This is a genomic window from Nocardioides sp. GCM10028917 (genome assembly GCF_042666175.1).
Lineage (GTDB): Bacteria > Actinomycetota > Actinomycetes > Propionibacteriales > Nocardioidaceae > Nocardioides.
In genome coordinates this window covers 24,431-48,010 of sequence record NZ_JBHTFL010000014.1, presented here as the reverse complement: position 1 = coordinate 48,010, position 23,580 = coordinate 24,431, and the positions used below count along the sequence as shown (strand labels likewise).

At 72.3% G+C, this 23,580-nt stretch carries 24 protein-coding genes; 14 read left to right on the top strand and 10 right to left on the bottom strand.

Annotated elements, in window-relative coordinates:
• Positions 1–8: 8 nt before the first annotated feature.
• Complete coding sequence (locus tag ACFQW6_RS22505; RefSeq protein WP_378550868.1) at positions 9–950, bottom strand: neutral zinc metallopeptidase; 942 nt, start codon at positions 948–950, stop codon at positions 9–11.
• A gap of 108 nt (positions 951–1,058) precedes the next feature.
• Between ACFQW6_RS22505 and ACFQW6_RS22500 the strand changes: the two genes are divergently transcribed.
• From ACFQW6_RS22500 to ACFQW6_RS22485, 4 genes are all read left to right on the top strand, one after another.
• On the top strand, positions 1,059–2,657 hold the full coding sequence (locus ACFQW6_RS22500) for an ABC-F family ATP-binding cassette domain-containing protein (protein WP_378550866.1): 1,599 nt from the start codon (positions 1,059–1,061) through the stop codon (positions 2,655–2,657).
• Positions 2,658–2,687: 30 nt separating this feature from the next.
• Positions 2,688–3,473: an enoyl-CoA hydratase/isomerase family protein gene (locus ACFQW6_RS22495; RefSeq protein ID WP_378550864.1), complete on the top strand. Its 786-nt coding sequence runs from the start codon at positions 2,688–2,690 to the stop codon at positions 3,471–3,473.
• 92 nt (positions 3,474–3,565) lie between these two features.
• A complete protein-coding gene (locus ACFQW6_RS22490) occupies positions 3,566–5,455 on the top strand; it encodes an ABC transporter ATP-binding protein (RefSeq protein WP_378550862.1) in 1,890 nt (629 codons plus the stop codon).
• Positions 5,456–5,511: 56 nt separating this feature from the next.
• On the top strand, positions 5,512–6,282 hold the full coding sequence (locus ACFQW6_RS22485) for an SDR family oxidoreductase (RefSeq protein ID WP_378550860.1): 771 nt from the start codon (positions 5,512–5,514) through the stop codon (positions 6,280–6,282).
• Here ACFQW6_RS22485 and ACFQW6_RS22480 read toward each other — a convergent pair.
• Complete coding sequence (locus ACFQW6_RS22480) at positions 6,226–7,146, bottom strand: SURF1 family protein (protein WP_378550858.1); 921 nt, start codon at positions 7,144–7,146, stop codon at positions 6,226–6,228. The two genes, ACFQW6_RS22485 and ACFQW6_RS22480, sit on opposite strands and share 57 nt — an antisense overlap.
• Before the next feature lie 70 nt (positions 7,147–7,216).
• Here ACFQW6_RS22480 and moaA point away from each other — a divergent pair, with 70 nt between their 5' ends.
• A complete protein-coding gene (moaA, locus tag ACFQW6_RS22475; protein ID WP_378550856.1) occupies positions 7,217–8,206 on the top strand; it encodes a GTP 3',8-cyclase MoaA in 990 nt (329 codons plus the stop codon).
• A 7-nt stretch (positions 8,207–8,213) separates the two neighbouring features.
• On the opposite strand, the gene malQ is transcribed toward moaA, so the two are convergent.
• The 3 genes from malQ to ACFQW6_RS22460 all read right to left on the bottom strand — a co-directional run bounded on the left by malQ (position 8,214) and on the right by ACFQW6_RS22460 (position 10,787).
• Positions 8,214–10,073, bottom strand: a complete 1,860-nt coding sequence (gene malQ, locus ACFQW6_RS22470; protein ID WP_378550854.1) for a 4-alpha-glucanotransferase — start codon at positions 10,071–10,073, stop codon at positions 8,214–8,216.
• Between the two features lie 28 nt (positions 10,074–10,101).
• A complete protein-coding gene (locus ACFQW6_RS22465) occupies positions 10,102–10,299 on the bottom strand; it encodes an acetone carboxylase (RefSeq protein ID WP_378550852.1) in 198 nt (65 codons plus the stop codon).
• Positions 10,300–10,496: 197 nt separating this feature from the next.
• Positions 10,497–10,787, bottom strand: coding sequence for a DUF3099 domain-containing protein (locus ACFQW6_RS22460; RefSeq protein ID WP_378550850.1), 291 nt, complete (start codon positions 10,785–10,787; stop codon positions 10,497–10,499).
• 76 nt (positions 10,788–10,863) lie between these two features.
• Here ACFQW6_RS22460 and ACFQW6_RS22455 point away from each other — a divergent pair, with 76 nt between their 5' ends.
• From ACFQW6_RS22455 to ACFQW6_RS22435, 5 genes are all read left to right on the top strand, one after another.
• Positions 10,864–11,076: a dodecin gene (locus ACFQW6_RS22455; protein ID WP_191197183.1), complete on the top strand. Its 213-nt coding sequence runs from the start codon at positions 10,864–10,866 to the stop codon at positions 11,074–11,076.
• Between the two features lie 88 nt (positions 11,077–11,164).
• On the top strand, positions 11,165–11,893 hold the full coding sequence (locus ACFQW6_RS22450; RefSeq protein ID WP_378550974.1) for a beta-ketoacyl-ACP reductase: 729 nt from the start codon (positions 11,165–11,167) through the stop codon (positions 11,891–11,893).
• Positions 11,894–11,938: 45 nt separating this feature from the next.
• Entirely contained in the window at positions 11,939–12,709 is a 771-nt protein-coding gene (fabI, locus tag ACFQW6_RS22445; protein WP_378550848.1) for an enoyl-ACP reductase FabI, read from the top strand.
• Between the two features lie 19 nt (positions 12,710–12,728).
• Positions 12,729–14,429 carry a Mur ligase family protein gene (locus ACFQW6_RS22440; protein ID WP_378550846.1) on the top strand — a complete coding sequence of 567 codons (1,701 nt, stop codon included), beginning with the start codon at positions 12,729–12,731 and terminating at the stop codon, positions 14,427–14,429.
• A complete protein-coding gene (locus tag ACFQW6_RS22435; RefSeq protein ID WP_378550844.1) occupies positions 14,426–15,061 on the top strand; it encodes a class I SAM-dependent methyltransferase in 636 nt (211 codons plus the stop codon). The genes ACFQW6_RS22440 and ACFQW6_RS22435 overlap by 4 nt, the downstream gene beginning before the upstream one ends.
• Before the next feature lie 26 nt (positions 15,062–15,087).
• On the opposite strand, the gene ACFQW6_RS22430 is transcribed toward ACFQW6_RS22435, so the two are convergent.
• From ACFQW6_RS22430 to ACFQW6_RS22420, 3 genes are read right to left on the bottom strand one after another with little or no spacing between them, the layout of a single operon-like run.
• The gene (locus tag ACFQW6_RS22430) at positions 15,088–15,453 is read right to left on the bottom strand and encodes a cupin domain-containing protein (RefSeq protein WP_378550842.1); all 366 of its coding nucleotides are present in this window, start codon (positions 15,451–15,453) and stop codon (positions 15,088–15,090) included.
• Positions 15,450–18,236, bottom strand: coding sequence for a cyanophycin synthetase (gene cphA / locus ACFQW6_RS22425; protein ID WP_378550840.1), 2,787 nt, complete (start codon positions 18,234–18,236; stop codon positions 15,450–15,452). The genes ACFQW6_RS22430 and cphA overlap by 4 nt, the downstream gene beginning before the upstream one ends.
• Positions 18,233–19,213, bottom strand: a complete 981-nt coding sequence (locus ACFQW6_RS22420; RefSeq protein ID WP_378550838.1) for a cyanophycinase — start codon at positions 19,211–19,213, stop codon at positions 18,233–18,235. Before ACFQW6_RS22420 ends, cphA begins: the two co-directional genes overlap by 4 nt.
• Positions 19,214–19,246: 33 nt before the next feature.
• On the opposite strand from ACFQW6_RS22420, the gene ACFQW6_RS22415 reads away from it, so the two are divergent.
• Both ACFQW6_RS22415 and ACFQW6_RS22410 read left to right on the top strand, forming a co-directional pair.
• Positions 19,247–19,792 carry a SixA phosphatase family protein gene (locus ACFQW6_RS22415; RefSeq protein ID WP_378550836.1) on the top strand — a complete coding sequence of 182 codons (546 nt, stop codon included), beginning with the start codon at positions 19,247–19,249 and terminating at the stop codon, positions 19,790–19,792.
• The gene (locus ACFQW6_RS22410; protein WP_378550834.1) at positions 19,789–20,577 is read left to right on the top strand and encodes a putative protein N(5)-glutamine methyltransferase; all 789 of its coding nucleotides are present in this window, start codon (positions 19,789–19,791) and stop codon (positions 20,575–20,577) included. Before ACFQW6_RS22415 ends, ACFQW6_RS22410 begins: the two co-directional genes overlap by 4 nt.
• Here ACFQW6_RS22410 and serB read toward each other — a convergent pair.
• The gene (gene serB / locus ACFQW6_RS22405) at positions 20,567–21,784 is read right to left on the bottom strand and encodes a phosphoserine phosphatase SerB (protein ID WP_378550832.1); all 1,218 of its coding nucleotides are present in this window, start codon (positions 21,782–21,784) and stop codon (positions 20,567–20,569) included. The two genes, ACFQW6_RS22410 and serB, sit on opposite strands and share 11 nt — an antisense overlap.
• 177 nt (positions 21,785–21,961) lie before the next feature.
• Between serB and ACFQW6_RS22400 the strand changes: the two genes are divergently transcribed.
• On the top strand, positions 21,962–22,396 hold the full coding sequence (locus ACFQW6_RS22400; protein ID WP_378550830.1) for a DUF805 domain-containing protein: 435 nt from the start codon (positions 21,962–21,964) through the stop codon (positions 22,394–22,396).
• A 47-nt stretch (positions 22,397–22,443) separates the two neighbouring features.
• The gene (locus ACFQW6_RS22395) at positions 22,444–22,800 is read left to right on the top strand and encodes a VOC family protein (RefSeq protein WP_378550828.1); all 357 of its coding nucleotides are present in this window, start codon (positions 22,444–22,446) and stop codon (positions 22,798–22,800) included.
• Positions 22,801–22,818: 18 nt separating this feature from the next.
• Here ACFQW6_RS22395 and ACFQW6_RS22390 read toward each other — a convergent pair whose 3' ends face one another.
• A complete protein-coding gene (locus ACFQW6_RS22390; RefSeq protein ID WP_378550826.1) occupies positions 22,819–23,529 on the bottom strand; it encodes a hypothetical protein in 711 nt (236 codons plus the stop codon).
• Between the last annotated feature and the right edge of the window lie 51 nt (positions 23,530–23,580).

Below are 23,580 nucleotides of genomic sequence, written 5' to 3'. Positions count from 1 at the left end.
GGGCCGGGTCACAGCGACGAGGCCGAGAAGGTGTCGCACGCCTGGAGGGTGCCCTCCTGGTAGCCGCGGGTGAACCACGCCATCCGCTGCTCCGACGAGCCGTGGGTCCAGCCCTCGGGGTCGACGCCCTGGCCCGACTTCTGCTGGATGCGGTCGTCGCCGACGGCCTTCGCCGAGTCGAGCGCCTCGGTGATGTCGCCCTCGTCGAGGTCGGTCAGGATGCCGTCGCCGTCGCTGGCGTCGCGGGTCCACATGCCGGCGTAGCAGTCGGCCTGCAGCTCGAGGCGTACGGCGTCGGAGTCGGGGCCCTTCTGGGTGCGGACCTGGCCCATCGTGCCCATCAGGTTCTGGATGTGGTGGCCGTACTCGTGGCCGAGGACGTAGGGCTCGACGAAGTCGCCGCCCTGTCCGCCGAGCTGCCCCTGGAGGACGTCCTCGAAGAAGGTCGTGTCGAGGTAGATCTGCTGGTCGGGCGGGCAGTAGAAGGGACCCACCTGGGACGACGCCTGGCCGCACCCTGTCTGCACGGCACCGGCGAAGGTGTTGATCGCCGCGGGGGTGAGCTCGGTGCCGGCCTGCTCGGGCAGCGTCTTCGCCCAGTACTGCTCGAGGGACAGCGCCACGGCCTTGCGGGCGCAGTCCGCGTCGCTGTTCGCGTCGGCGCCGCTCGTGCAGTTGGCGTAGCGCTCGTCCCCGGTGTCGATGCCTTCCGGCTCGCCCTGTCCCTGTCCCTGCGGGCTCGTGCCGCCACCGCCGCCCGTCCCGAGGCCGGTGCACTGGGTGAGCACCACGAACAGGATGATGATCAGGATGCCGCCGATGCCGCCGCCGGCCCGGGTGCCGCCCGGCATGGGGATCCGCATCCCGCCGCCACCCATGCCGCCGCCCCCGCCGCCGCCCGCGTCGCGCACGCGACCCCTGCTGATGTCGGCCTTCGGGTTGAACCGCATGGGAGTGCCTCTCGGGGTGTGTGACGACGTCTGGAGCCTGGGCGCACAGTAACCCCTGAGTCGCCGATGGGGCTCCCGCCTCCACCCCTTCGTAGGATGTCCCCCGAGATGATCACCGCCCAGAAGCTCGAGGTCAGAGCCGGCGCGCGGCTCCTCATGGAGGACGTCACCTTCCGTATCGCCGCGGGCGACAAGGTCGGCCTCGTGGGGCGCAACGGTGCCGGCAAGACGACCCTCACCCGCATCCTCGCCGGCGAGGGAACCCCGGCCGACGGCCAGGTCCTCCGCAGCGGCGAGGTCGGCTACCTGCCGCAGGACCCCCGGGTCGGCGACCCGGCGGTGATCGCCCGCGACCGGATCCTGTCCGCGCGCGGCCTCGACGACGTCGTACGACGCCTGCGCGAGGCCGAGGTCGACATGGCCAGCGAGGACCCCAAGATCCACGAGCGGGGCATGAGGCGCTGGACCCGCGCCGACGCCGAGCTCCACGCCGGCGGCGGCTACGCGGCCGAGTCCGAGGCCGCGCAGATGGCTGCCGCCCTCGGGATCGAGGAGCGCATCCTCGCCCAGCCGATCGGCACCCTGTCCGGTGGCCAGCGACGCCGCGTCGAGCTCGCCCGCATCCTCTTCTCGGGCGCCGAGATCATGCTGCTGGACGAGCCCACCAACCACCTCGACGCTGACTCGATCGTGTGGCTGCGCGACTTCCTCAAGGCGCACCGCGGCGGCTTCGTGGTCATCAGCCACGACAACGCGCTGCTCGAGGCGACGGTCAACAAGGTCTTCCACCTCGACGCCAACCGCGCCGTGATCGACGTCTACAACATGGGCTGGCACAACTACCTGACGCAGCGCGAGGACGACGAGAAGCGCCGCAAGCGCGAGCGCATGAACGCCGAGAACAAGGCCAAGGTGCTCACCGACCAGGCCAACAAGATGCGGGCCAAGGCGACCAAGGCCCAGGCGGCGCAGTCGATGCTCAAGCGGGCCGAGAAGATGATGGCCGGCATCGAGACGGAGCGTCAGGCCGACAAGGTGGCGCGCATCGCCTTCCCGGAGCCCGCGCCGTGCGGCAAGACGCCGCTCATGGGCTCCGAGCTGTCGAAGTCCTACGGCTCGCTCGAGGTGTTCACTGCGGTGGACCTCGCGATCGACCGGGGCAGCCGGGTCGTCATCCTCGGCCTCAACGGCGCGGGCAAGACGACGATGCTGCGGATCCTCGCCGGCGTCGACCAGCCCGACACCGGCGAGGTCGTCCCGGGCTACGGGCTCAAGATGGGCTACTACGCCCAGGAGCACGAGACGCTCGACGTCAACCGCACGGTGCTGGAGAACATGCACAGCGCCGCGCCCGAGCTCACCGACACGCAGGCTCGCTCGGTGCTCGGGTCCTTCCTCTTCTCCGGCGACGACGCCCACAAGCCGGCCGGCGTGCTGTCCGGTGGTGAGAAGACCCGGCTCGCCCTCGCGATCCTCGTCGTGTCCAGCGCCAACGTGCTGCTGCTCGACGAGCCCACCAACAACCTCGACCCCGCCTCCCGCGAGGAGGTGCTCCACGCGATCCGCAGCTACACCGGCGCGATCATCCTCGTCACCCACGACGAGGGCGCGGTGCGGGCCCTCGACCCCGACCGGGTGCTGCTCCTGCCCGACGGCGACGAGGACCTGTGGAACGAGGACTACGCCGACCTGGTGTCCCTCGCCTGAGGGTTACTCGCGAGTAGTAACCTGCTCGGCATGACTCCCGAAGAGCTCGCCACGGTCGGCCTCCGCCTCGACGTGGACGGCGCCGTCGCCACGATCACCCTGGACCGGCCCGAGGTGCGCAACGCGCAGACCCCGGCCATGTGGCTGGCGCTCGGCGAGCTCGGCGCCTCGCTGCCCGACGACGTACGGGTCGTGGTGGTGGCGGGGGAGGGCGACACCTTCTCGGCCGGTCTCGACCGCGCGATGCTCGACCCGGCCGACGCGGGGGAGGGCACGGTGCTCGGGCTGCTGGCGCTCAGCGACGAGGAGGCCTCCGCCCGGATCGAGGAGTTCCAGCGCGGCTTCACGTGGCTGCGCGACCCGCGCTTCGTCTCCATCGCCAAGGTGAGGGGCCACGCCATCGGAGCCGGCTTCCAGCTCGCCCTGTCGTGCGACCTCCGCCTGGTCGCCGACGACGCGAAGTTCTCGATGAAGGAGTCGGCCCTCGGACTGGTGCCCGACCTCACCGGCACCAAGCCGCTCGTCGAGCACGTCGGCTACGCCCGGGCGCTGGAGATCTGTGCGACCGCGCGCGTCGTGCCCGGGGAGGAGGCCGCCCGGATCGGCCTCGCCACCGCTTGCGTCCCGGCCGCCGGGCTCGATGCCGCCGTCGCCGACCTGGTCGCCGCGCTGGTCGCGCCGATGCCCGGTGTCGTCACCGAGACCAAGATCCTGCTCCAGGGGGCGGCCGACCGCGACCTGGACGAGCAGCGGCGCCTCGAGCGCGAGGCGCAGGTACGTCGGTTCCGCGCGGTCGCTGCCGCCTTCGCGGGCTGATCCGGTCACCGCGTCGACGCGGGTGTCGGTGCCGCGAGGAACAATGACGGCCTGCGGAGAGTTCACGCTGGTGGACCTCAGGAGGAGTGGGCATGTCGATGGGACCGGGCGCGGGTGGCCCGCCATGGCGGCACCTGCGCAGTGACCGGAGCGTCGTCGACAACAAGATCGAGCGGCGCACGCTGCGCCGGGTGCTCGGTTTCGCGCGCCCGCACCGCCGGCTGATCGAGGCGTTCCTGGCGGTGACCGTGGTCGACGCGGCGCTCGTCGTCGTCCCACCGCTGCTGCTCAAGGCGATCATCGACGACGGCGTGCAGACCGGCAACACCGCGCTCGTGGTGTGGCTCGCCGTCCTGGTGGCGGTGGTGGCCGTCGTCGACGCCGGCTTCGGGCTGATCACGGGGTGGCTGTCGAGCCGCATCGGTGAGGGCCTGATCTACGACCTCCGCACCCAGGTCTTCGCCCACGTGCAGCGGCAGTCGCTCGCCTTCTTCACCCGCACCCAGACCGGCGCCCTCGTCAGCCGCCTCAACAACGACGTCATCGGTGCGCAGCGGGCGTTCACGTCCACGCTCCAGGGCACCGTCTCCAACATCATCGCGGCCGTGGTCGTGGGCGTGACGATGCTCTTCCTCAGCTGGCCGGTCACCCTGCTGTGCCTTGCGCTGTTCCCGATCCTGCTGCTCGCCTCGCGCGTGGTGGGCGACCGCCTCGCCAGCCTCTCCCGCCAGCAGATGGACGGCAACGCCGACCTCGGCAACGCCATGACCGAGCGGTTCAACGTCGGCGGCGCGATGCTCCTCAAGCTCTTCGGTCGCCGCGACGCCGAGGACGTCGCCTACGCCGAGAAGGCGGCGGTCGTGCGCGACCTCGGCATCCGGATCTCCCTGCTCACCCGCATCTTCTTCGCCGCGATGACGCTCGTGCCGTCGCTGGCGACCGCGCTCGTCTACGGCATCGGCGGCTGGCTGGCCATCCGCGGCGACCTGTCCGTCGGCACCATCGTCGCCCTCGGCGTGCTGCTGACCCGCCTGCTCGGCCCGCTGCAGGGCCTCTCCAACGTCCGCATCGACGTGATGACCGCGCTGGTCAGCTTCGACCGGGTCTTCGAGGTCCTCGACCTGCCGTCCCTCATCCAGGAGAAGCCGGACGCCGTCGTCCTGCCGCCGTCGGCGTCGCGCCTCGAGTTCGACCACGTCGCGTTCACCTACCCGCGCGCCGACGAGATCTCTCTCGCCTCGCTCGAGACCGTCGCCCGCACCGAGTCGCGCGACACCGGGCAGGTGCTGCACGAGGTCACCTTCACCGCCGCGCCCGGTCAGATGGTCGCGCTCGTCGGCCCGTCGGGCGCCGGCAAGACCACGGTCACGCACCTCGTCGCCCGGCTCTACGACGTCGAGTCGGGTGCGGTGCGCGTCGGCAGCCACGACGTGCGCGACGTCACGCTCGAGTCCCTCGAGGACGTCGTCGGCTACGTCACCCAGGACGCGCACATGTTCCACGACACCATCCGCGCCAACCTCCTCTACGCCCGCCCCGCGGCGTCCGAGGCCGACGTGTGGGCCGCCCTCGAGGCCGCCCAGATCGCGGCGCTGGTGCGGTCGCTGCCCGACGGCCTCGACACGGTCGTGGGCGACCGGGGCTACCGGCTCAGCGGGGGAGAGCGGCAGCGGCTCGCGATCGCCCGCCTGCTGCTCAAGGCGCCGGCCATCGTGGTGCTCGACGAGGCCACCGCCCACCTCGACAGCGAGTCCGAGGCCGCGGTCCAGCAGGCGCTCGACGCCGCGCTCGAAGGACGGACGTCGCTGGTGATCGCGCACCGGCTCTCCACCGTCCGCAACGCCGACCTCATCCTCGTCCTCGACGACGGCCGCGTCGTGCAGCAGGGCACCCACGCCGAGCTGCTCGCCGCCGGCGGTCTCTACGCCACGCTCCACGCGACCCAGTTCCGCGCGGAGCGGTCCGAGGTCGTCCCCGGCTAGGTCGACGGTCTCGCGACGCCCCGAGCTCCCCCGTCGCTCGCGGCTAGGCTCGTGACATGGACCTGCAGCTGGCCGATCGAGTCTTCATCGTCACCGGCGGGGCCCGTGGGCTCGGTCGGGCGACCGCCGACGTGCTGGTCGCTGAGGGGGCCAGCGTCGTGCTGTCCGGCCGCTCGCAGGACTCGCTCGACGAGGCGACCCGCGCGCTCGACGAGGTCGCCGGGCGCCGGGCGGCGGTCGGCGTCGCGGCGGACAACGCGGACCGCGAGACCCCTGGGCGGCTGCTCGCTGCCGCCGACGAGGCCTTCGGGCGGGTCGACGGTGCCCTGATCAGCGTCGGCGGGCCGCCGAAGGGCCCGGTCACCGCCATCTCCGACGACCAGTGGAGCGCGGCCTTCGAGTCGGTCTTCCTCGGTGCCGTCCGCCTCGCACGCGAGCTCGGCACCGCGCTTCCCGAGGGCGGCTCGCTGGGGCTCGTGCTCTCCTCGAGCGTGCGCGCGCCGTTGCCGGAGATGGCGATCTCCAACGGCCTGCGTCCCGGTCTCGCCATGGTCGCCAAGAGCCTGGCCGACGAGCTGGGCCCACGGGGCGTCCGGGTCAACGGCCTCCTGCCCGGCCGGATCGCCACCGAACGGGTCGCGGAGCTGGACGCCTCCACCGGCGACCCGGAGGCGGCGCGCCGCGCCGCTGAGGCGTCCATCCCGCTGGGTCGCTACGGCAAGCCCGAGGAGTTCGGCGCGGTCGCTGCCTTCGTGCTGTCGCCGGCGGCGTCATTCCTGACGGGCGTGATGCTCCCGGTCGACGGCGGACTCCTCCGCGCCCTCTGAGTCGCTGTCCGACTCACGGTCCGACTCGCTCCCTGGGTCCAGCCGCTCGCGCCACGTACGGCGTCGCGCCCGGGCCGGCTGGGCCCTGCCGGTGCGCGTCGGCTCGGGCGCCGGGGCGTCCTGGTTGCCCCACGGGCCGCGGCCGCCGCGCCACTCGTCGTAGATCAGGTAGAAGAAGCCGAAGATCGCCAGGGCGCCGAAGAACCACCACTGGAGCCCGTAGAAGAAGTGCGGGCCGTTGTCGAGCTCGGGGAGCTCGACCGGCTGCAGCGGCGTCGCGGGCTCGGGCGACTCCGAGCGCAGGTCGACCCAGCCGCCGAGCACCTCGCGGTCGAGCGCCTCGCCGATGCGCGCGCTGTCGACGGCACGGGTGGACTGGTCGGTGACCGCGGCGCTGTCGCCCTCGGCGTCGCGGCGTACCCAGCCGGTGATCTCGACCTCCCCGTCCGGCGGAGCGGGCACGTCGGCGGTCGTCGCTCCGCGGTTGTCGGTCCCGAACCAGCCCCGGTCGACCAGCAGGCTCGTGCCGTCGTCGAGCTCCAGGGGGACGACGACGTCGACGCCGGCGGCACCGTCGCGGGTCCGGTAGCGGACGACCACGGTGTCCTCGACGGCGTACGTCCCCGTGGCCTCGACGATGCGCCACTCGTCGGCCGCTGCGACCGCCCGCCCGGGGGCCAGGACGTCGGCGACCGGGTCGGCGCCGGCCTCCTCGTTGCGCTGGATGATCTCGTTGCGCTCCTGCCGGTCGGCGAGCCGGTGGAACTGCCACTCGCCGAGCCGCCACGCGACCCACGCCAGGAAGACGACCACGAGCGCGAAGGCGATCCAGCGGCGCGAGACCAGGAACCGCAGCTTGTGCACCCGGCGAGGTTAACCGTCTCGTCCTGAGCGTCCGGCGGGTGGTGCGGCGTCCGCCGGTAGACTTGTGACCGTGACGACACCCCTGGCAGACCGCTTCGGCCGCGTGGCCACGGACCTGCGGGTCTCGCTGACCGACCGGTGCAACCTGCGCTGCAACTACTGCATGCCGGCCGAGGGCCTCGACTGGCTGCCCACCGAGCAGACGCTGACCGACGACGAGGTCGTCCGGCTGATCACGATCGGCGTCGAGCGGCTCGGCATCCGGGAGGTGCGCTTCACCGGCGGCGAGCCGCTGCTGCGTCGGGGACTGGTCGACATCGTGGGGCGTACGCACGCGCTCGGTGTCGAGACGTCCCTCACCACCAACGCGCTCGGGCTCTCGCGCACCGCGCAGGCGCTCGCCGACGCCGGGCTCGACCGGATCAACGCCAGCATCGACTCGGTGCGGCCGGAGACCTTCGCGACCATCACGCGCCGCGACCGCCTCAAGGACGTCGTGGCGGGCCTCGAGGCGGCCAAGGCCGCCGGACTCGGGCCGATCAAGCTCAACGCCGTCCTGCTGCGCGGCACCAACGACGACCAGGCCGCCGAGCTGCTGCGCTGGGCCGTCGAGCACGGCTACGAGCTGCGCTTCATCGAGCAGATGCCCCTCGACGCCCAGCACGACTGGAGCCGCACCGAGATGGTGACCGCCGACGAGATCTACGAGCAGCTCACGGCCGAGTTCGCCCTCACGCCGCACGGCGAGCCGCGGGGCAGTGCCCCCGCCGAGCTCTTCGACGTCGACGGCGGACCGGCGACGGTCGGCATCATCGCCTCGGTCACCCGCCCGTTCTGCGGTGACTGCGACCGGGTCCGGCTCACCGCCGACGGCCAGGTGCGCAACTGCCTCTTCGCCCGCGAGGAGTCCGACCTCCGTACGGCGCTGCGCTCCGGCGCCGGCGACGAGGAGATCGCGGAGCGGTGGGTCATCGCGATGCTCGGCAAGCGCGCCGGCCACGGCATCGACGACGTGACGTTCCTCCAGCCCGACCGCCCGATGTCCGCCATCGGCGGATAGGCGTACGTCAGTCGGGCTGGTCGTCCGCGCCGAGCCCCGCGTTGGCGAGGGCGACGAGTCGGGCGGCGGTCGCGGATCGGCCGAGGTCGTCGACCGGCAGTGGGAGCGGCAGGCGCCAGTTGTCGCGCTCGACGGTGCCGGGCATGTTCGGCCGGCGCTCCTCGAGCACGGCGTCCTCGAGAGACAGCGCCAGCAGGAGGCACGGGGCCCGGCAGAGCTGGCGGTACGCGGCGTCGACGGCCGCGGCCGGCGTGGCGTCCGCCTCCAGTCCGGCGCGGGTCAGCTTCCCCAGCAGCTCCTCACGGCCCTGCCGGACGTCCTCCTCCGGCATGCCGGTCGTCGCGAGCTGGTCGGCGGCGTCCGACCCCGTCCACAGGCCGGCCACCGTCGGCAGGTCGTGGCTCGTCACGGTGCCGAGGGCGGCCGAGGGCCAGGCGACGGGATGGGACTCCTCGAACCACAGCAGCTTGTAGGAGAGGATCGAGCGACTGGCGAGCGCCTCCGGGACCTCCGGCTCCACGATGCCGAGGTCCTCACCCACGATGACGGCGCGAGCCCGGTGTGACTCGAGCGCGACGATGTCGAGGAGGTCGTCGCTCGGGTAACGGACGTAGGCACCCTCGGTCGGGTCGGACCCCTCGGTGATCCACCAGAGCCGGAACAACCCCATGACGTGGTCGATGCGCAGTCCACCGGCACCCGAGATCGTGCTGCGCACCGACTGGATGAACGGTTCGTACTCCGCGAGCCGGAGCCGCCACGGCACCAACGGCGGGGATCCCCAGTCCTGCCCGAGCGAGTTCAGCGCATCGGGAGGGGCCCCGACCGTGACCCCCTGCGCCAGCGTCTCCTGCCACGCCCAGGCGTCCGCGCCGGCACCCGACACGCCGATCGGCAGGTCCTGGACGACCGTGAGCCCACCCGTCGCGCGACGGAGCTGCTCGTCGAGCTGCCACTGGAGCCAGGCGTGGAAGCGGACCTCCTCGGCGTGGACCTCGCGGAACGCCGGTACGCCGTCTCCGTCGGGTCGTCGGAGCGCCGCCGGCCACCGCCGCCAGTCGGGGCCGTGGTGCTCGGTCAGGACGCACCACGTGGCGAAGTCCTCGAGGGCAGCGCCGTGCTGACCGCGCCAGCGGTCGAAGTCCTCCGTGTCGCCGGTGGACAGGTGTCGGTCGCACGCTCGGCGCAGGGCGGCACGCTTGACGGTCCACACGTCGTCACGCTCGACGAGCTCGCTCCGGACCAGGCGATCGAGCGCGTCGGCGTCGACGTCGGCGGGGTCGTGGCCGGGCACGTGCGGGACGTGGAGGTAGATCGGGTTGCGGAAGCGACGGGTGGCGGGCAGGTAGGGGCTCGCCTCCACGGGGACGATCGGCGCGACGGCGTGGACGGGGTTGACGATGAGGAACCCGCCACCCTCCTGCTCGGTCCACGAGCGCAGCTCCTCCAGGTCCCGGAGGTCGCCGATGCCCCAGCTCGAGCGGGATCGCGCGCCGTACAGCTGCACGGCCCATCCCCAGGCGCGACGCTCGGGCAACCAGCAGCGTCCGGGCGACACGACGAGCAGCCGTGACGGTGCGTCGTCGACGTGCAGTCGGTGGTAGCCGAGAGGGAAGTCGTCCGGCAGCCGGCCGTCGACCACGACGTCCGTGCCGTCCTCGCACGTGACACGGACCGTGCCGAAGCCCAGGTCACGACCGGGTCGGGTGACGAGCGGGGCACGTCGTTCGAGGTCGTCGGGTGCGGTGCCGATCGCCTGCCGCAGCCGGTCGATCGTCCGGCGAGACGCGCGCTGGACGGTCCCGCTCGCGTCACGCCACGAGTGCTGGACGCCCCAGGCGTCGATGCTGCCGGATCCCACGGTCACCCCAGCCCTGTTCCCCGAGCGAGCCGATCTACCGCTGGTGCTCCACGACGTCCTTCAGGAACCCGCGCGCACCGAGGAAGTCCGAGAGCGAGGCCCGGTGCTCGTCGCAGGCGAGCCAGGACTTGCGGCGCTCCGGGGTGTGGATCTTCGGGTTGTTCCACTGGAGATCCCACACGGCGTCGGCCTGGCAGCCCTTGGCCGAGCAGATGTCACGGTCGAGCTCCATCGGCGTCCTTCCGGCGGGGGCCTCCCCGTCCCACGGGGGTGTCCTGGACATGAGAAGTGCCGGACAGCCACGGGGGGAAGCTGTCCGGCACCTCGATGCACACGCAGACGGGGGATGCTGCGCTAGCGAGGAAGATCATTCCATGGGACTGGGTGAAAACCAAACTTTCGACACCCCGTGGCGTCGTGTCGTTTTCCTCAATCTTCACCGTCAGATGCCGTCAGTTCGTGGGTGCCGGCGTTGGTCGGCAGCCTGAATCCGTCGTCTCGCTGGTCGTTGGCGTTGGCCATGACCACCGCGAAGAGCGGGAGGAAGACGGCCGCAGCGACCAGGACCCACCGCAGGACGCCGGGACCGACCGCGACGGCGCCCACGAAGCACACGAGCCGGATCGTCATCGAGATGGCGTAGCGGCGCTGACGCGACCGCATGTCGTCTGCGGCGCTGCTGCGAGCCGTGGTGATGCGCACGGCATCGGACTTGGCCATGCTGGAAGTCTACGCCGCTAGGCTCGCAGAACCACGGGCCGGTGACGGTCCGCACAGCCGTCGATCAGGAGGCATCATGACCAACCGCACCTATCGCGTCACGGAGATCGTCGGCACCTCGCCCGACGGCATCGACCAGGCGATCCGCAACGGCATCGAGCGCGCCGGGCAGACCCTGCGCCACATCGACTGGTTCGAGGTCACCCAGGTCCGCGGCCAGGCCAAGGACGGGGTCGTCGAGCACTTCCAGGTCGGCATGAAGGTCGGCTTCCGCCTCGAGGACGAGTAGTCACGCCCCGGGCGTTCGCGTGTCCCGGGGGCGCGGCGTGATTCCGGATACCCCCCGGTAATCACTAGCGTCGGGGAGCGTGAGCCAGATTAGCGGATCCAGCACCCCGACCGAGCCGCGATCGGTCCTGGTGACCGGCGGCAACCGCGGCATCGGCCGCGCCATCGCCGAGGCGTTCATCGCCCAGGGCGACAAGGTCGCAGTCACCACCCGCAACGGTGGCGCGCCCGAGGGTGCGCTCGACGTGCGCTGCGACATCACCGACGCCGCCCAGGTCGACGCGGCCTTCGCGCAGGTCGAGGAGGCGCACGGCCCGGTCGAGGTCCTCGTCGCCAACGCCGGCATCACCAAGGACACCCTGCTGCTCCGGATGAGCGAGGACGACTGGTCCTCGGTCATCGACACCAACCTCACCGGCACCTTCCGGTTGGCCAAGCGCGCCGCCAAGGGCATGCTCCGGCTGCGGCGCGGTCGGATCATCCTGATCTCCTCGGTGGTCGGGCTCCTCGGCTCGGCCGGCCAGGTCAACTACGCCGCCTCCAAGTCCGGTCTCGTCGGCATGGCCCGTTCGCTGGCCCGCGAGCTCGGCAGCCGGTCCATCACGACCAACGTGGTCGCGCCGGGCTTCGTGGAGACCGACATGACCGACGTGCTCACCGACGACCAGAAGACCCTCATCAAGACCCAGGTCCCGCTGGGCCGCTACGCCTCGACGGCCGAGGTCGCCTCGGCGGTCACCTGGCTCGCCTCCGACGGCGCCTCCTACGTCACCGGCGCCGTGATCCCGGTCGACGGCGGCCTCGGCATGGGCCACTGATCCTTCCTCCCGCGAGACACGAGCACTGACGAAAGGTCCAACGACATGGGAATCCTCGACGGCAAGCGCATCCTCGTCGCCGGCGTCACGATGGACAGCTCCATCGGCTTCGCGACCGCCAAGGTCGCGCAGGAGCAGGGCGCCACGGTGCTGATCTCCAACTTCGGCCGCGCGCTGGGCATCACGAGGCGCATCGCGAAGCGGCTCCCGCAGGAGGCGCCGGTGCTCGAGCTCGACGTGACCGACGAGGACCACCTCGCGGGCCTCGCCGACCAGGTCCGGGAGCACGTCGACGGCCTGGACGGCGTCGTCCACTCCATCGCCTACGGCAACCCGGAGACGCTGCTCGGCGGCAAGTTCATGGACGGCCCGTGGGAGGACGTCGCGCAGGCGGTGCAGGTGTCGGCGTACTCCCTCAAGTCCTTGGCCGTCGCCACCAAGCCGCTGCTCTCGCCGGGCTCGTCGATCGTCGGGCTGACCTTCGACGCCACCACCGCGTGGCCGGCGTACGACTGGATGGGCGTCGCGAAGGCGGCGCTGGAGAACACCTCCCGCTACATCGCCCGCGACCTCGGGCCCGAGGGCATCCGCTGCAACCTGGTCTCGGCCGGCCCTCTGAAGACCCTCGCCGCGAAGGCGATCCCGGGCTTCGAGGACCTCGAGTCGGCGTGGAAGGACCGGGCGCCCCTGGGGTGGGACGAGTCCGACCACAGGCCGACCGCGCAGGCCGTGGTGGCGCTGCTCAGCGACTTCTTCCCGGCGACCACCGGCGAGATCGTGCACGTCGACGGTGGCTTCCACGCGATGGGCCTGTGACGTTCGGTAGTTTCCCCGCGTGACCTCTCTCGTCGAGCTGCGCGTCCTCGAAGGCCCCAACCTCTACTTCCCGCGCGCAGCGGTGAAGCTGACGCTCGACGTCTCGACGATCACCGAGGCCGGCGACGAGGCCGTGCTGCGGTTCGCCCGCCGCATCGGGCTGCGCACGACCAGGCCCGGCTCGCCCGGCTCAGGCTTCCGGCAACGGTTCGCCCTGCGGGCGGTCGAGCGGCTGGTCCGGGCCATCGCGGCGGAGGCAGGCACGCGTCGCCTCGCCGTCCGGGTACGCCCCACCAGCGACCCCGACGTGGTCATCGTGGCCTTCCCGTGGCGCAACCGCGGACGCGCGAAGGCGCTCGGCCAGGCGGTCGCCCACGCGCTGGACGCGCTGCCGACGCCCGACGTCGAGGAGGCCGTCAGCGCTGCGGCGGCCGAGGTCGCGGCAGCACCCCGCGGCGACACGCCCGGCACCATCACGCCGACCATCCCGGTGGTGGCGGTGACCGGCACCAACGGCAAGACCACGACCAGCCGGATGATCGCGCACGTCGCGCGGACCAGCGGGCTGGTCGTCGGGTGGTCCAACACCGACGGCATCTACCGCGACGGCGTGCTGGTCGAGGCAGGCGACTACTCCGGACCGTCCGGTGCCGGCCGGGCGCTGGGGCTCGACGGCGTGCAGCTCGCCGTGACCGAGACCGCCCGTGGGGGCATCCTGCTCAAGGGCATCGGCATCAGCCGCAACGACGTGTCGGTCGTGACCAACGTGACCGCCGACCACCTCGGCCTCCAGGGCATCGACACGGTCGACCAGCTCGCCGAGGTGAAGTCCGTCGTGCCGCGGATCACCCGCAAGGACGGCTGGTCGGTGCTCAACGGCGACGACCCCCGGGTGCTGGCGATGCGCAGCGTGATCTCGGCACGGCCGTGGATCTTCAGCCGCGACCCCGACTCCCCGGCCGTGCGCGAGGTGCTCACCGACGGCGGACGCGCCACCACGGTGATCGACGGCTGGATCACCGTGCTGGCGCCGGGCGCCGACCCCGACCCGCTCGTCGAGCTCGCCGACGTCCCGATGACGCTGGCCGGTTTGTCCCGCTTCAACATCGAGAACGCGCTCGCCGCTGCGTCCGCCGCCCTCGCGATCGGTCTCCCTCGCGACGCCGTCGTCGCAGGACTCACGTCGTTCCTCCCCGACGCCGAGCACAACCCGGGCCGGATGAACTTCTTCTCGCTCCCGGCCGGCGACGGGCAGAGCGTGTCGGTGGTCATGGACCTCGCGCACAACGAGGCCGGGCTCGAGGCGCTGCTGGAGATCATGTCGGGCGTACGACGTCCCGGTGCTCGCCTGCTGCTCGGCCTCGGTGCCGTCGGTGACCGCACCGATGAGCTGATCGACGCTCTCGGGGAGATCGGCGCCAAGGGCAGCGACGTCGTCGCGATCGGCCACAAGGAGTGGTACCTCCGCGGCCGCACCATGGACGAGATCGACGCCCTGCTGCGCGCCGGCGCCGCCCGGGTGGGGGTTACCGACATCGACACCTACGCCACGGAGGTCGCCTGCCTCGCCGCACTGGTCGAGCGCGCCGAGCCCGGTGACGTCGTCGGGCTCATGTGCCACGCCGAGCGGCAGGAGGCGTACGACTGGATCGCCGCGCACGGCGGCACGCCCGACAGTCCCGAGGTCCTCTCGCAGAAGGTGCGGGCGGCTCAGCGGTGACCGACGGCTGGGCGCAGGTGTACGACGCCCTCGCGCCGACGTACGACGAGATGACCACCGGCAACGGCTGGTCGGCCAACCAACGCGCCCGAGGGCTGCTCACGCCGCTCGGCCTGGCTCCGGCGCGGGTCCTCGACCTCGGCGCCGGCACCGGGCAGACAGCGACGGTGCTGCACGAGCTGTTCCCCGCTGCCGCCCTGACGCTCGTCGACCCGTCGCCCGGGATGCTGGAGCTGGCGCGCGACAAGGTGCCGGACGCCGAGATCGTGGCTGCGGACGCCGAGTCGTTCCTCCGCGCCCACGAGGGCCAGTGGGACCTCGTCACGGCGATCGGCTTCCTCGAGCTGCTGCCGGACCTGTTCGAGGTGCTCCGCCTGGTCGCCGGACGGCTGGCGCCAGGCGCGCACCTGGTGGTGAGCCACGAGCCGCTGCTGGACGACGGGTCGGTGCAGGCCTCCCCGGTGAGCGTGGTGGGCGGCGACCATCGGGTGCGCCGCCACCCGAGCGAGGAGGTCGAGCGTCGTGCAGTGTCGTACGGCCTCGAGCGGGTCGCCTCGGACGTCGGAGTCGCGTTCGAGCGCACCGACGACGGCCCCGCGGTCTACGAGATCGTCGTCTGGCGCGCTCCGTAAGAGCGAGGGGTAGTCGACAGCCGGGCTCAGATGTCGCCCGGGTCCACCTGCTCGCCGGGCGCACCGATGTCGAGGTCCCCCTCGACGATGAGGGCCGAGAGCCCGGTCGCCGAGCGCGTCTCGTGCTGCTCGCCGGGCTCCCACACGGCGGCCTGCCCGGGGGAGAGGCGGCGCGTGGAGCCGTCCGCGCCGCTCACGTCCGCCTCGCCGGCGAGGACCACCAGCAGCTGGCGGCCGACGGCCGGGTGCCGTCCGATGGCACCGCCGGGTGCGAGCGCGACCGACACGAGGTGGGCGTCGGCGCTCAGGCCGAATGCACCGACGGAGAAGCCGCGGCTCCCGTTCGCCTCGATCGGACGGTGCGGGAGGTCCGTCAGGTCGAGGATCCTCACGCGCCGCCCGCCGCCTGGTCGGCGGGAGGGGTGTAGTCGGGGTCCGCGGAGGGCGCGTCGGGGTTGGTGGTGGAGCCGGCCTGGGCGACGTCGGACCAGTTCTCCAGCTCGGCCATCACCTCGGCGTGCTTGTCGACGCACACCACCACGAGGTCTCCACGGTTGGCACGGCTCATCGCGTGGCGCACGGCCTCGATCTCCTCGAGCACCAGCTCTGCCTGCTTGCAGCGGGCACCCTCGTCCATCGCGGCGCGTACGCCGTCCAGGACGAGCTGGGCGGTCGCCCCGCGCTCGCGACCGCGGAGCGCCACGTCCTCGCGCACGATGCACACGTCGAAGTGCTGGGCCGCGATCTGCCCGAGCTCGTACATGTCCTGGTCGCGGCGGTCGCCGGCCGTGGCGATGATGCCGATCCGCGAGGGCCGGGCCAGGTCGTGCGACGACTCGAGCGACTCGCCGACGCGGTCCACGAAGTCGCCGAGCATCTTCATGCCGGGCGCGTTGTGGCAGTAGTCGACGATCACGTTGACGCCGTTGACCTCGACCTCGTTGAGGCGGCCGGGGGAGAGGTAGTAGTTGGTCGAGAAGGTGCGCAGTCCCTGCCGGATGTCGTGGAGCGGGGCCCCGGCGGCGAAGGCCGCCGCGGCCGCGGCGAGCGAGTTCTGCACGTTCATCCGCGCCCGTCCGCTGAAGGTGGCGGGAAGGAGGTGGGTCCATGCGAGCTGCATCTCGCGACGGCCGTGCTGGACGACCATCATCTCGCCGCGCTCGGTGGGGTTGAGGACGATGGCCTTGCCGCCGCGGCGGCAGTGCGCGTCGATCATGTCGCGCACCTCGCTGCCGGGCTCCTCCATCGAGAACCACACGACCTGGCCCGAGCACTTGCGGCGCATCTCGCGCACCAGAGGGTCGTCGGCGTTGAGCACGGCATGCCCGTCACGGGGCACCGCCTCGACGATGACGGCCTTCACGTCGGCCAGCTGCTCCACGGTGTCGATCCCGCGGAGCCCGAGGTGGTCGGGCTGCACGTTGAGCACCACGGCGACGTCGTTGCGCTCGTAGCCCAGGCCCTCGCGCAGGATGCCGCCGCGGGCGACCTCGAAGACGGCGAAGTCGACGCGCGGGTTCTGGAGCACCATCCGGGCCGACCGTGGTCCGGACGCGTCGGCCCGGATCACGAGCCGCTCGTCGATGACCACGCCGTCGGTGGACGTCATGCCGACCTTGCGGCCCATGCCCTTGAAGATGTGGCTGATCATCCGGCTGGTGGTGGTCTTGCCGTTGGTGCCGGTGACCGCGACGATCGGGATCCTCGACGGGGCGCCCGGCGGGAACAGCATGTCGACCACCGGCTTGGCGATGAACTGCGGCTCGCCGATGGTCGGATGGGTGTGCATCCGGAACCCCGGCGCGGCGTTGACCTCGCAGATCGCCCCGCCGGCCTCCCGCACCGGCTCCGTGATGTCGGGGCAGATGAAGTCGATGCCGGCGATGTCGAGGCCGACCATCCGGGCGGCCTCCTCGGCGATCTCGACGTTCTCCGGGTGCGCCTCGAAGGTGCGGTCGATCGAGATGCCGCCGGTCGACATGTTGCCCGTCAGCGCGAGCTTCACCATCTCGCCCTCGGCGGGCACGGAGTCGAGCTTGTGGCCCTGGTCCGCGAGCACCTCGATGGCCGCGTCGTCGATCTTGATCCTGGTGAGCACCTTCTCGTGCCCGACCCCACGGCGCTGGTCGGCGTTGGTCAGCTCGACCAGCTGCTCCACCGTCGAGCGGCCGTCACCGGTGACCGACGCCGGGACCCGCTCGGCGATGGCGACCATGCGGCCGTCGATGATCAGGCAGCGGTAGTCCTTCCCGGTGACGAAGGACTCGACGATCACGTTGCCGCGCCTCGACTGCCCCTCGGCGATGGGGAACGCGGCGCGTACGTCGGCCTCGTCCTGCAGGTCGAGGCAGACCCCGCGGCCGTGGTTGCCGTCGAGCGGCTTGAGCACCACGGGATAGCCGATCCTGCGGGCCGCCGCGACGGCCTGGTCCTCCGAGCGGACGGACTCCTGCTTGGGGACCGGCAGCCCCGCGGCACCGAGCAGCTTGGTGGTGAGGTCCTTGTCGGAGGCGATGTCCACCGCGATGGACGAGGTCTCCGAGGTCATGGTCGCGCGGATCCGCTTGGCGTGGACGCCCTGACCGAGCTGGACGAGGGAGTACTGGTTGAGCCGGATCCACGGGATGTCCCGGGAGACCGCCTCGTCGACGATGGCCTGGGTCGACGGGCCGAACGCGGTGCGCTCGGCGCGTCGGATGAACTCGTCCCGCTCCGTCTCCCAGTCGAAGTCCGGGTCCCCCTCGACGAGGTGGTTCACCAGGCGTACGGCCAGGCGCCCGGCGGTCAGGCCGACGTTCTCGTCGATGTAGCCGTAGATGATGTTGTAGCGACCCGGCTGCCCCTTGACCTGCCGGGTCTTGCCGCGGCGGATGTCGTGGCCGACGAGCTGCTGGAGGGCCAGCGCGACGTGCTCGGCGACGTGGCCCAGCCAGGTGCCCTCGTTGAGGCGCTCGAGGAAGCCGCCGCGTCGTCCGCGCGAGCACGAGTGCTCGCGCAGGCCGGGCAGCATCGCGACCAGGTCGTCGCTGAAGCCGGGGATGGTGTTGCTGGGGAACTGCTCGAGCGAGCCCAGGTCGACCACCAGGTGGATCGACTTGTCGTAGGACCAGACGTTGGCGCCGCGGTAGACGCGGGTCTCGACGATCTCCAGGTCTGGCGTCGGTCGCTCACTCATGTGTGGTCTCCGTGGTCGGGTGCGGGGGTCTGGGGGGCTGAGCCGCGGCGCAGCTTGAGGCGTCGGCGGATCGCGGCGGGGGTCGCGTCGGCAGCGGCGATGTCGCGGGCCAGCTGGCGGAGGTCGCGGCCTGCCTCGGCGAGCTCCTCGGCGTCCTCCCGCTGGACGGACGGCTCCTGCGGCACGAGCTCGCGGGTGGTCAGGTTGAAGACGGTGTCGGCCGGCAGCGTGTGGAACACGACCCCGCTGGCGAGCAGCGGCGAGGACCGGGTGGCCTCGTAGGCGTTGGAGACCATGCGCGAGCCGTCGAAGATCGTCACCGCGCCCTTGCCCAGCACCCGCATGACGGTGTCGCCGTCGACGTCCTCGACCAGGCCGCACGTGTCCTCGTCGACGCCGATGCCGAGCAGCTGCGGGCTCTGGGCCACGATCATCAGCAGCCGGCCGTAGCGGTTGCGCTGGTCGAAGTGCTGGTCGATGACGGCCATGTCGACGAGGCCGAGGCCGGCCGCCACCTGCGTCATCCGCTGCTTGGGCGTGGCCCCGCCGACGCCGAAGGCGACCATGTGCGACGACTGGATGCTCGCGCCCGCCGAGGTGCCCGCCACGACCGCACCGCGCTCGTGCGCCCGCAGGATCGCCTCTCCGACCGGCGTGCCGCACACGATGGACGACAGCTTGAGCTGGTTGCCGCCGGTCATGAAGATCCCGGTGGCCTCGTCGAGCGCCTTCACGAGCGCCGGGTCGTGGGCCTGGTCGCGCGACTCCGGGCGTACGGCATCCACGTCGGCCGCGCCGAACTTCGTGAACAGCGCGTCGTAGACGTCCACCACCTCGCGCCCCAGCGAGGAGGCCGTCGGGATGACGGCGATGCGTGCGTCCCGGCCGCCGCTCAGCGTGACGAAGTGCTTGAGGATGGTGGGCTTGCGCACCTTGTCCTCGGCGCCCCCGATGATCATGAGTGGTCCCCTGGGCATGACACGCAGGCTAGCGGCTGGAAGGGTGAGGGAATGCAGGAGTCTGTGGGGAAGACGTCGGACGCGGGTTCGCGCCGACTGGTCGTCATGCGTCACGCCAAGGCCGAGCACAGTGCGAGCACCGATCACGTGCGTGCGCTGGCCGAGCGTGGGATGGGCGACGCGGAGGCGGCCGGACGCTGGATGCGCGACCACGGCGTCGAGCCCGACGCCGCGCTGGTCTCCGACGCGCTCCGCACCAGGCAGACGTGGCAGCAGGTCGCCGCCGGCGCCGGCTGGGACGAGGCCATCGCCGTCTTCTCCGAGGGCCTCTACGCCGCCGGAACGGACTCGGCCTTCGACCTGGTGCGTGAGGTCGCGGACGACGTACGGACCCTGGTCGTCATCGGCCACAACCCGACCATGGGGTCGCTGGCCGAGCTCGTCGACGACGGCGAGGGCGACGGCGAGGCGACGACCGCCATGGTGACGCGCGGCTTCCCGACGTCGGCCGTCGCGGTCTTCGCCGTCGAGGGCTCGTGGGCCGACCTCGGTCCCGGCACGGCGCGGCTCGACGCGTTCCACGTCGGGGCTGCGTGAGCGATCCGCAGGTCGTGGCGCGGCTCCGCGCCGCCGGCTGCGTGTGGGCCGAGGACGAGGCGGCCCTGCTGGAGGAGGCCGCGGCGTCGCCCGACGAGCTCGAGGGCCTCGTCGTACGTCGTGCTGCCGGCGAGCCCCTGGAGACGGTGCTCGGGTGGGTCGCGTTCCTGGACCGGCGGCTGGTGGTCGCCGCCGGCGTCTTCGTGCCCCGGCGGCGCACCGAGCTCCTGGCGAGGACGGCGCTCGAGCGAACCCGCGCCGTGCCGGTCGGCCGCGGACGGCCCGTCGTGGTCGAGATGTGCTGCGGGGTGGCGCCGGTGGCCGCGAGCCTCGAGGGCACGCACGCCGAGGTGCACGCGTCGGACATCAGTGCGGCGGCCCTCGCGTGCGCCCGGTCCAACGCACCGTCCGCGGCGCTCCACCTCGGGGACCTGTACGGCGCCCTGCCGACCGGCCTCGTCGGCCGCGTCGACGTGCTGGCCGCCAACGCGCCCTACGTCCCCACTGACCGGGTGGCGGCGATGCCGCCGGAGGCTCGCGACCACGAGCCGCTGGTGGCGCTCGACGGCGGCGTCGACGGCGTCGACCTGCACCGGCGGCTCGCGGCGGACGCCGCGCGCTGGCTGGCGCACGGGGGAGTGCTGTTGATCGAGACCAGCCCCGGACAGGCGGGGCTCACGATCGGCGCAATGCAGGCGGCCGGGCTCGCGACGCGGGTCGAGACCGACGACGAGGTCGGCGGGTGCGTCGCGGTCGGCGTACGCCCCGACGTCGTCAGCCGATGAGCGGCGGCGCGGGGGTGGTGATCCCCACCGCCGCGTCGGCCTCCTCGATCTGCTCGCGCGAGATGCCGAGGAGGTAGAGGATCGCGTCGAGGTAGGGGACGTTGACGGCCGTGTCAGCGGCGTCGCGGACCATCGGCTTGGCGTTGTAGGCGATGCCGAGGCCGGCGGCGTTGAGCATGTCGAGGTCGTTGGCGCCGTCACCGATGGCGATCACGGCGTCGAGGGGTACGCCGACCTCGGCGGCGAACTCGCGCAGCGCCGCCGCCTTGCCCGCCCGGTCGACGACGTCGCCGACGATGCGACCGGTGAGGCGTCCGTCGACGACCTCGAGCTCGTTGGCGCGAGCGAAGTGGATGCCGAGGTCGGCCGCGAGGCGGTCGGTGATCTGGGTGAAGCCACCGGAGACGATCGCGAAGCGGTAGCCGAGGCGGCGCAGCGTGCGCACCATGGTGCGGGCACCGGGCGCGAGCAGGATCGACTGGTAGACGTCGTCGAGGGCGGACTCCGGGACGCCCTCGAGCAGCGCGACCCGCTCGCGCAGGGACGCCTCGAAGTCGAGCTCGCCGCGCATCGCCGCCTCGGTCACGCGAGCGACCTCGACCTCCTGCCCGGCGTGGGCGGCGAGCATCTCGATGACCTCGCCCTGGATCAGGGTGGAGTCGACGTCCATCACGATCAGCCGGATGCCGCGGCGGTGGAGGGAGTCGCGCTGGACGGCGAGGTCGATGCCCTGCTTGACGGCCTCGACCGAGAGGAGGGGTCGCAGCGTGTCGGCGGGCGCGCCGGAGACGTGCAGCTCGATGGCGGTGACGGGGTAGCGCGCCATGCGCTCGATCTTGTCGATGTTGGCGCCCGAGTCGGCGATCCGGCCCGCGATCGCGGACATCGCCGAGGCCTTGAGCGGGTTGCCGATGATCGTGATGTGCGAGCGTTCGCCGCGCCGGCTGCGGTTGTCGCCGGCGCCGCGGTCCACCTCGACGCTCATGTCGAGGTCGGCGGCGGTGCGCTCGATGGTGTCGCGCAGCTTCTTCCAGTCCCGCGGCGCGGTGACGAGGATGCCGAGCACCAGCCGTCGTCGGAGCACGATCTGCTCGATGTCGATGACCTCGACGCCGGCTGCGGCGAGCGCGGCGAAGATCGCTGAGGTGACGCCAGGCCGGTCCTTGCCCGTGAGGGTGACCAGGAGAGTCTTCGGCTCGTCTTCCATCGTGCGTCGAAGGCTAGTCCCGGTGCCATGCGGTCCGCTGCCGGGTCCGCGCATCGGGCGGACCGGCGCCATGTGCCGGTGCCCCCGTCGCGGTGCTGGCCTCCGGCGCGGCGGATGCCCTACGTTCGTGCCGGTGGCGGCCCGGCCCACGGCGCCGCCCACGACCAGGGGGTATCCATGGACTTCATGACGGCGGTCCGCACGTGCTTGTCCAAGTACGTCGGCTTCTCGGGGCGCGCGCGGCGCTCCGAGTACTGGTACTTCGCACTGTTCTCGTTCCTGGTCAGCCTCGCGGCCAGCGTCGTCGACGCCGTCATCGGCACCGACTACGACGGCGCCACCAGCGGTGGCCTGATCCAGACCGTCGCCAGCCTGGCGCTCTTCCTGCCCAGCCTCGCAGTGGGCGTCCGCCGCCTGCACGACACCGACCGCAGCGGCTGGTGGATCCTCATCGGCCTCATCCCGATCATCGGCTGGATCCTGCTCATCGTGTGGTTCTGCACGGACTCCAAGGCCGACAACCAGTACGGCCCCAACCCCAAGACCGGACCGACGGGCCAGGCCGGCGACTACCCGCCCCCGGCCTACGGCAGCGGGCAGTACGGCGGCTGACGCTGCGGGGGCTCGGCGCTGTCGGTGGCGCGGCCTAGCGTCGTGGCATGAGCCAGGTCCACCACACCATCGACTACATCGAGATCAACGTCTCCGACATGGCCACCGCGCGTGCGTTCTACGAGCGGGCGTTCGGCTGGGCGTTCAACGACTACGGTCCCACCTACTCCGGCATCCGGGCGGCGTCCGGCGACGGCGAGGTCGGCGGCCTCAACGGCACCGGGACACCGGGACCGGGCGGTCCGCTGGTGCTGCTGTTCTCCGACGACCTCGACGCCACGGTGTCCGCGGTCGAGGCGGCAGGCGGCACCGTCACCTCCCGCCCCTACGAGTTCCCGGGCGGGCGGCGCTTCGAGTTCAGCGACCCGAGCGGCAACGTGCTCGGGGTCTGGGCGACGCACTAGCTCCCTCGCGGTCGGGCCTCAGCGGTCGGGCCACACCTCGGGCGAGCAGGCTGCCACGATCGCGCGCCGGGCGGCGCGGCCGAGCGGCTGCAGGAGGTCGCGACGCCGCTCCGCCTCGTACGACGACAGCGCCCCGCCGTCGTCGACGAGGGCAAGGTCGACGATCGCCCACGCCTGCAGGCCGCGCGCGGCGAGGTCGACGCACCGCGGCGGGGTGCCGAGCGGGGCGTCGAGGGACGGGCGGTGGTGCAGGTTCATCAGCGCGTCGGCGGCCTCGGGACGCCACCTCGCCACCTCGAGGTCGGCGAGGTCGCCCGCCGCGCCGACGAGCGCGCCGCGCAGGGTGCGGTCGGCCTCGCCGACGTCCGGCAGCTGGCGGCGCGAGGCCTCGTGGGACTGCCACTGCACCGTCTCGCCCTGCTCCTCGGGCACCAGACCCAGGTCGCCCACCACGACGGCCTGCCCCGCCTCGAGCGCCGCGCTGTTGAAGTCGCGCGGGCCGCCCAGACCCAGCGGGTCGCCGTCGACAGGCAGGGCCAGTCCGGCGTACGACGCCCCGGTGCCCCGCGCGCGCGCCAGCAGGTCGAGCGTCGAGCCGCCCGCCAGGAGGTGGGTGTCGGCGGCCAGCGCGTCGAGCACGTGGTCGGTCTGCTCGTGACCGCGCAGCCATGCCGTCAGCCACCAGGCGAGGGTCGCCGAGTGGGGGAGGGCCAGGTGGGTGCGCGACATCGCGGGCGAGGCTACTCGCCGTCCCGCACCGCCGTGTCCGGGGCGGAGCGG

Bases quoted from the DNA above. Each gene is read 5' to 3' on its own strand.
- ACFQW6_RS22505 (WP_378550868.1), bottom strand. From the start codon at position 950: ATGCGGTTCAACCCGAAGGCCGACATCAGCAGGGGTCGCGTGCGCGAC.
- ACFQW6_RS22500 (WP_378550866.1), top strand. From the start codon at position 1,059: ATGATCACCGCCCAGAAGCTCGAGGTCAGAGCCGGCGCGCGGCTCCTC.
- ACFQW6_RS22495 (WP_378550864.1), top strand. From the start codon at position 2,688: ATGACTCCCGAAGAGCTCGCCACGGTCGGCCTCCGCCTCGACGTGGAC.
- ACFQW6_RS22490 (WP_378550862.1), top strand. From the start codon at position 3,566: ATGTCGATGGGACCGGGCGCGGGTGGCCCGCCATGGCGGCACCTGCGC.
- ACFQW6_RS22485 (WP_378550860.1), top strand. From the start codon at position 5,512: ATGGACCTGCAGCTGGCCGATCGAGTCTTCATCGTCACCGGCGGGGCC.
- ACFQW6_RS22465 (WP_378550852.1), bottom strand. From the start codon at position 10,299: ATGGAGCTCGACCGTGACATCTGCTCGGCCAAGGGCTGCCAGGCCGAC.
- ACFQW6_RS22460 (WP_378550850.1), bottom strand. From the start codon at position 10,787: ATGGCCAAGTCCGATGCCGTGCGCATCACCACGGCTCGCAGCAGCGCC.
- ACFQW6_RS22455 (WP_191197183.1), top strand. From the start codon at position 10,864: ATGACCAACCGCACCTATCGCGTCACGGAGATCGTCGGCACCTCGCCC.
- fabI (WP_378550848.1), top strand. From the start codon at position 11,939: ATGGGAATCCTCGACGGCAAGCGCATCCTCGTCGCCGGCGTCACGATG.
- cphA (WP_378550840.1), bottom strand. From the start codon at position 18,236: ATGAGTGAGCGACCGACGCCAGACCTGGAGATCGTCGAGACCCGCGTC.
- ACFQW6_RS22420 (WP_378550838.1), bottom strand. From the start codon at position 19,213: ATGCCCAGGGGACCACTCATGATCATCGGGGGCGCCGAGGACAAGGTG.
- ACFQW6_RS22415 (WP_378550836.1), top strand. From the start codon at position 19,247: ATGCAGGAGTCTGTGGGGAAGACGTCGGACGCGGGTTCGCGCCGACTG.
- serB (WP_378550832.1), bottom strand. From the start codon at position 21,784: ATGGAAGACGAGCCGAAGACTCTCCTGGTCACCCTCACGGGCAAGGAC.
- ACFQW6_RS22400 (WP_378550830.1), top strand. From the start codon at position 21,962: ATGGACTTCATGACGGCGGTCCGCACGTGCTTGTCCAAGTACGTCGGC.
- ACFQW6_RS22395 (WP_378550828.1), top strand. From the start codon at position 22,444: ATGAGCCAGGTCCACCACACCATCGACTACATCGAGATCAACGTCTCC.
- ACFQW6_RS22390 (WP_378550826.1), bottom strand. From the start codon at position 23,529: ATGTCGCGCACCCACCTGGCCCTCCCCCACTCGGCGACCCTCGCCTGG.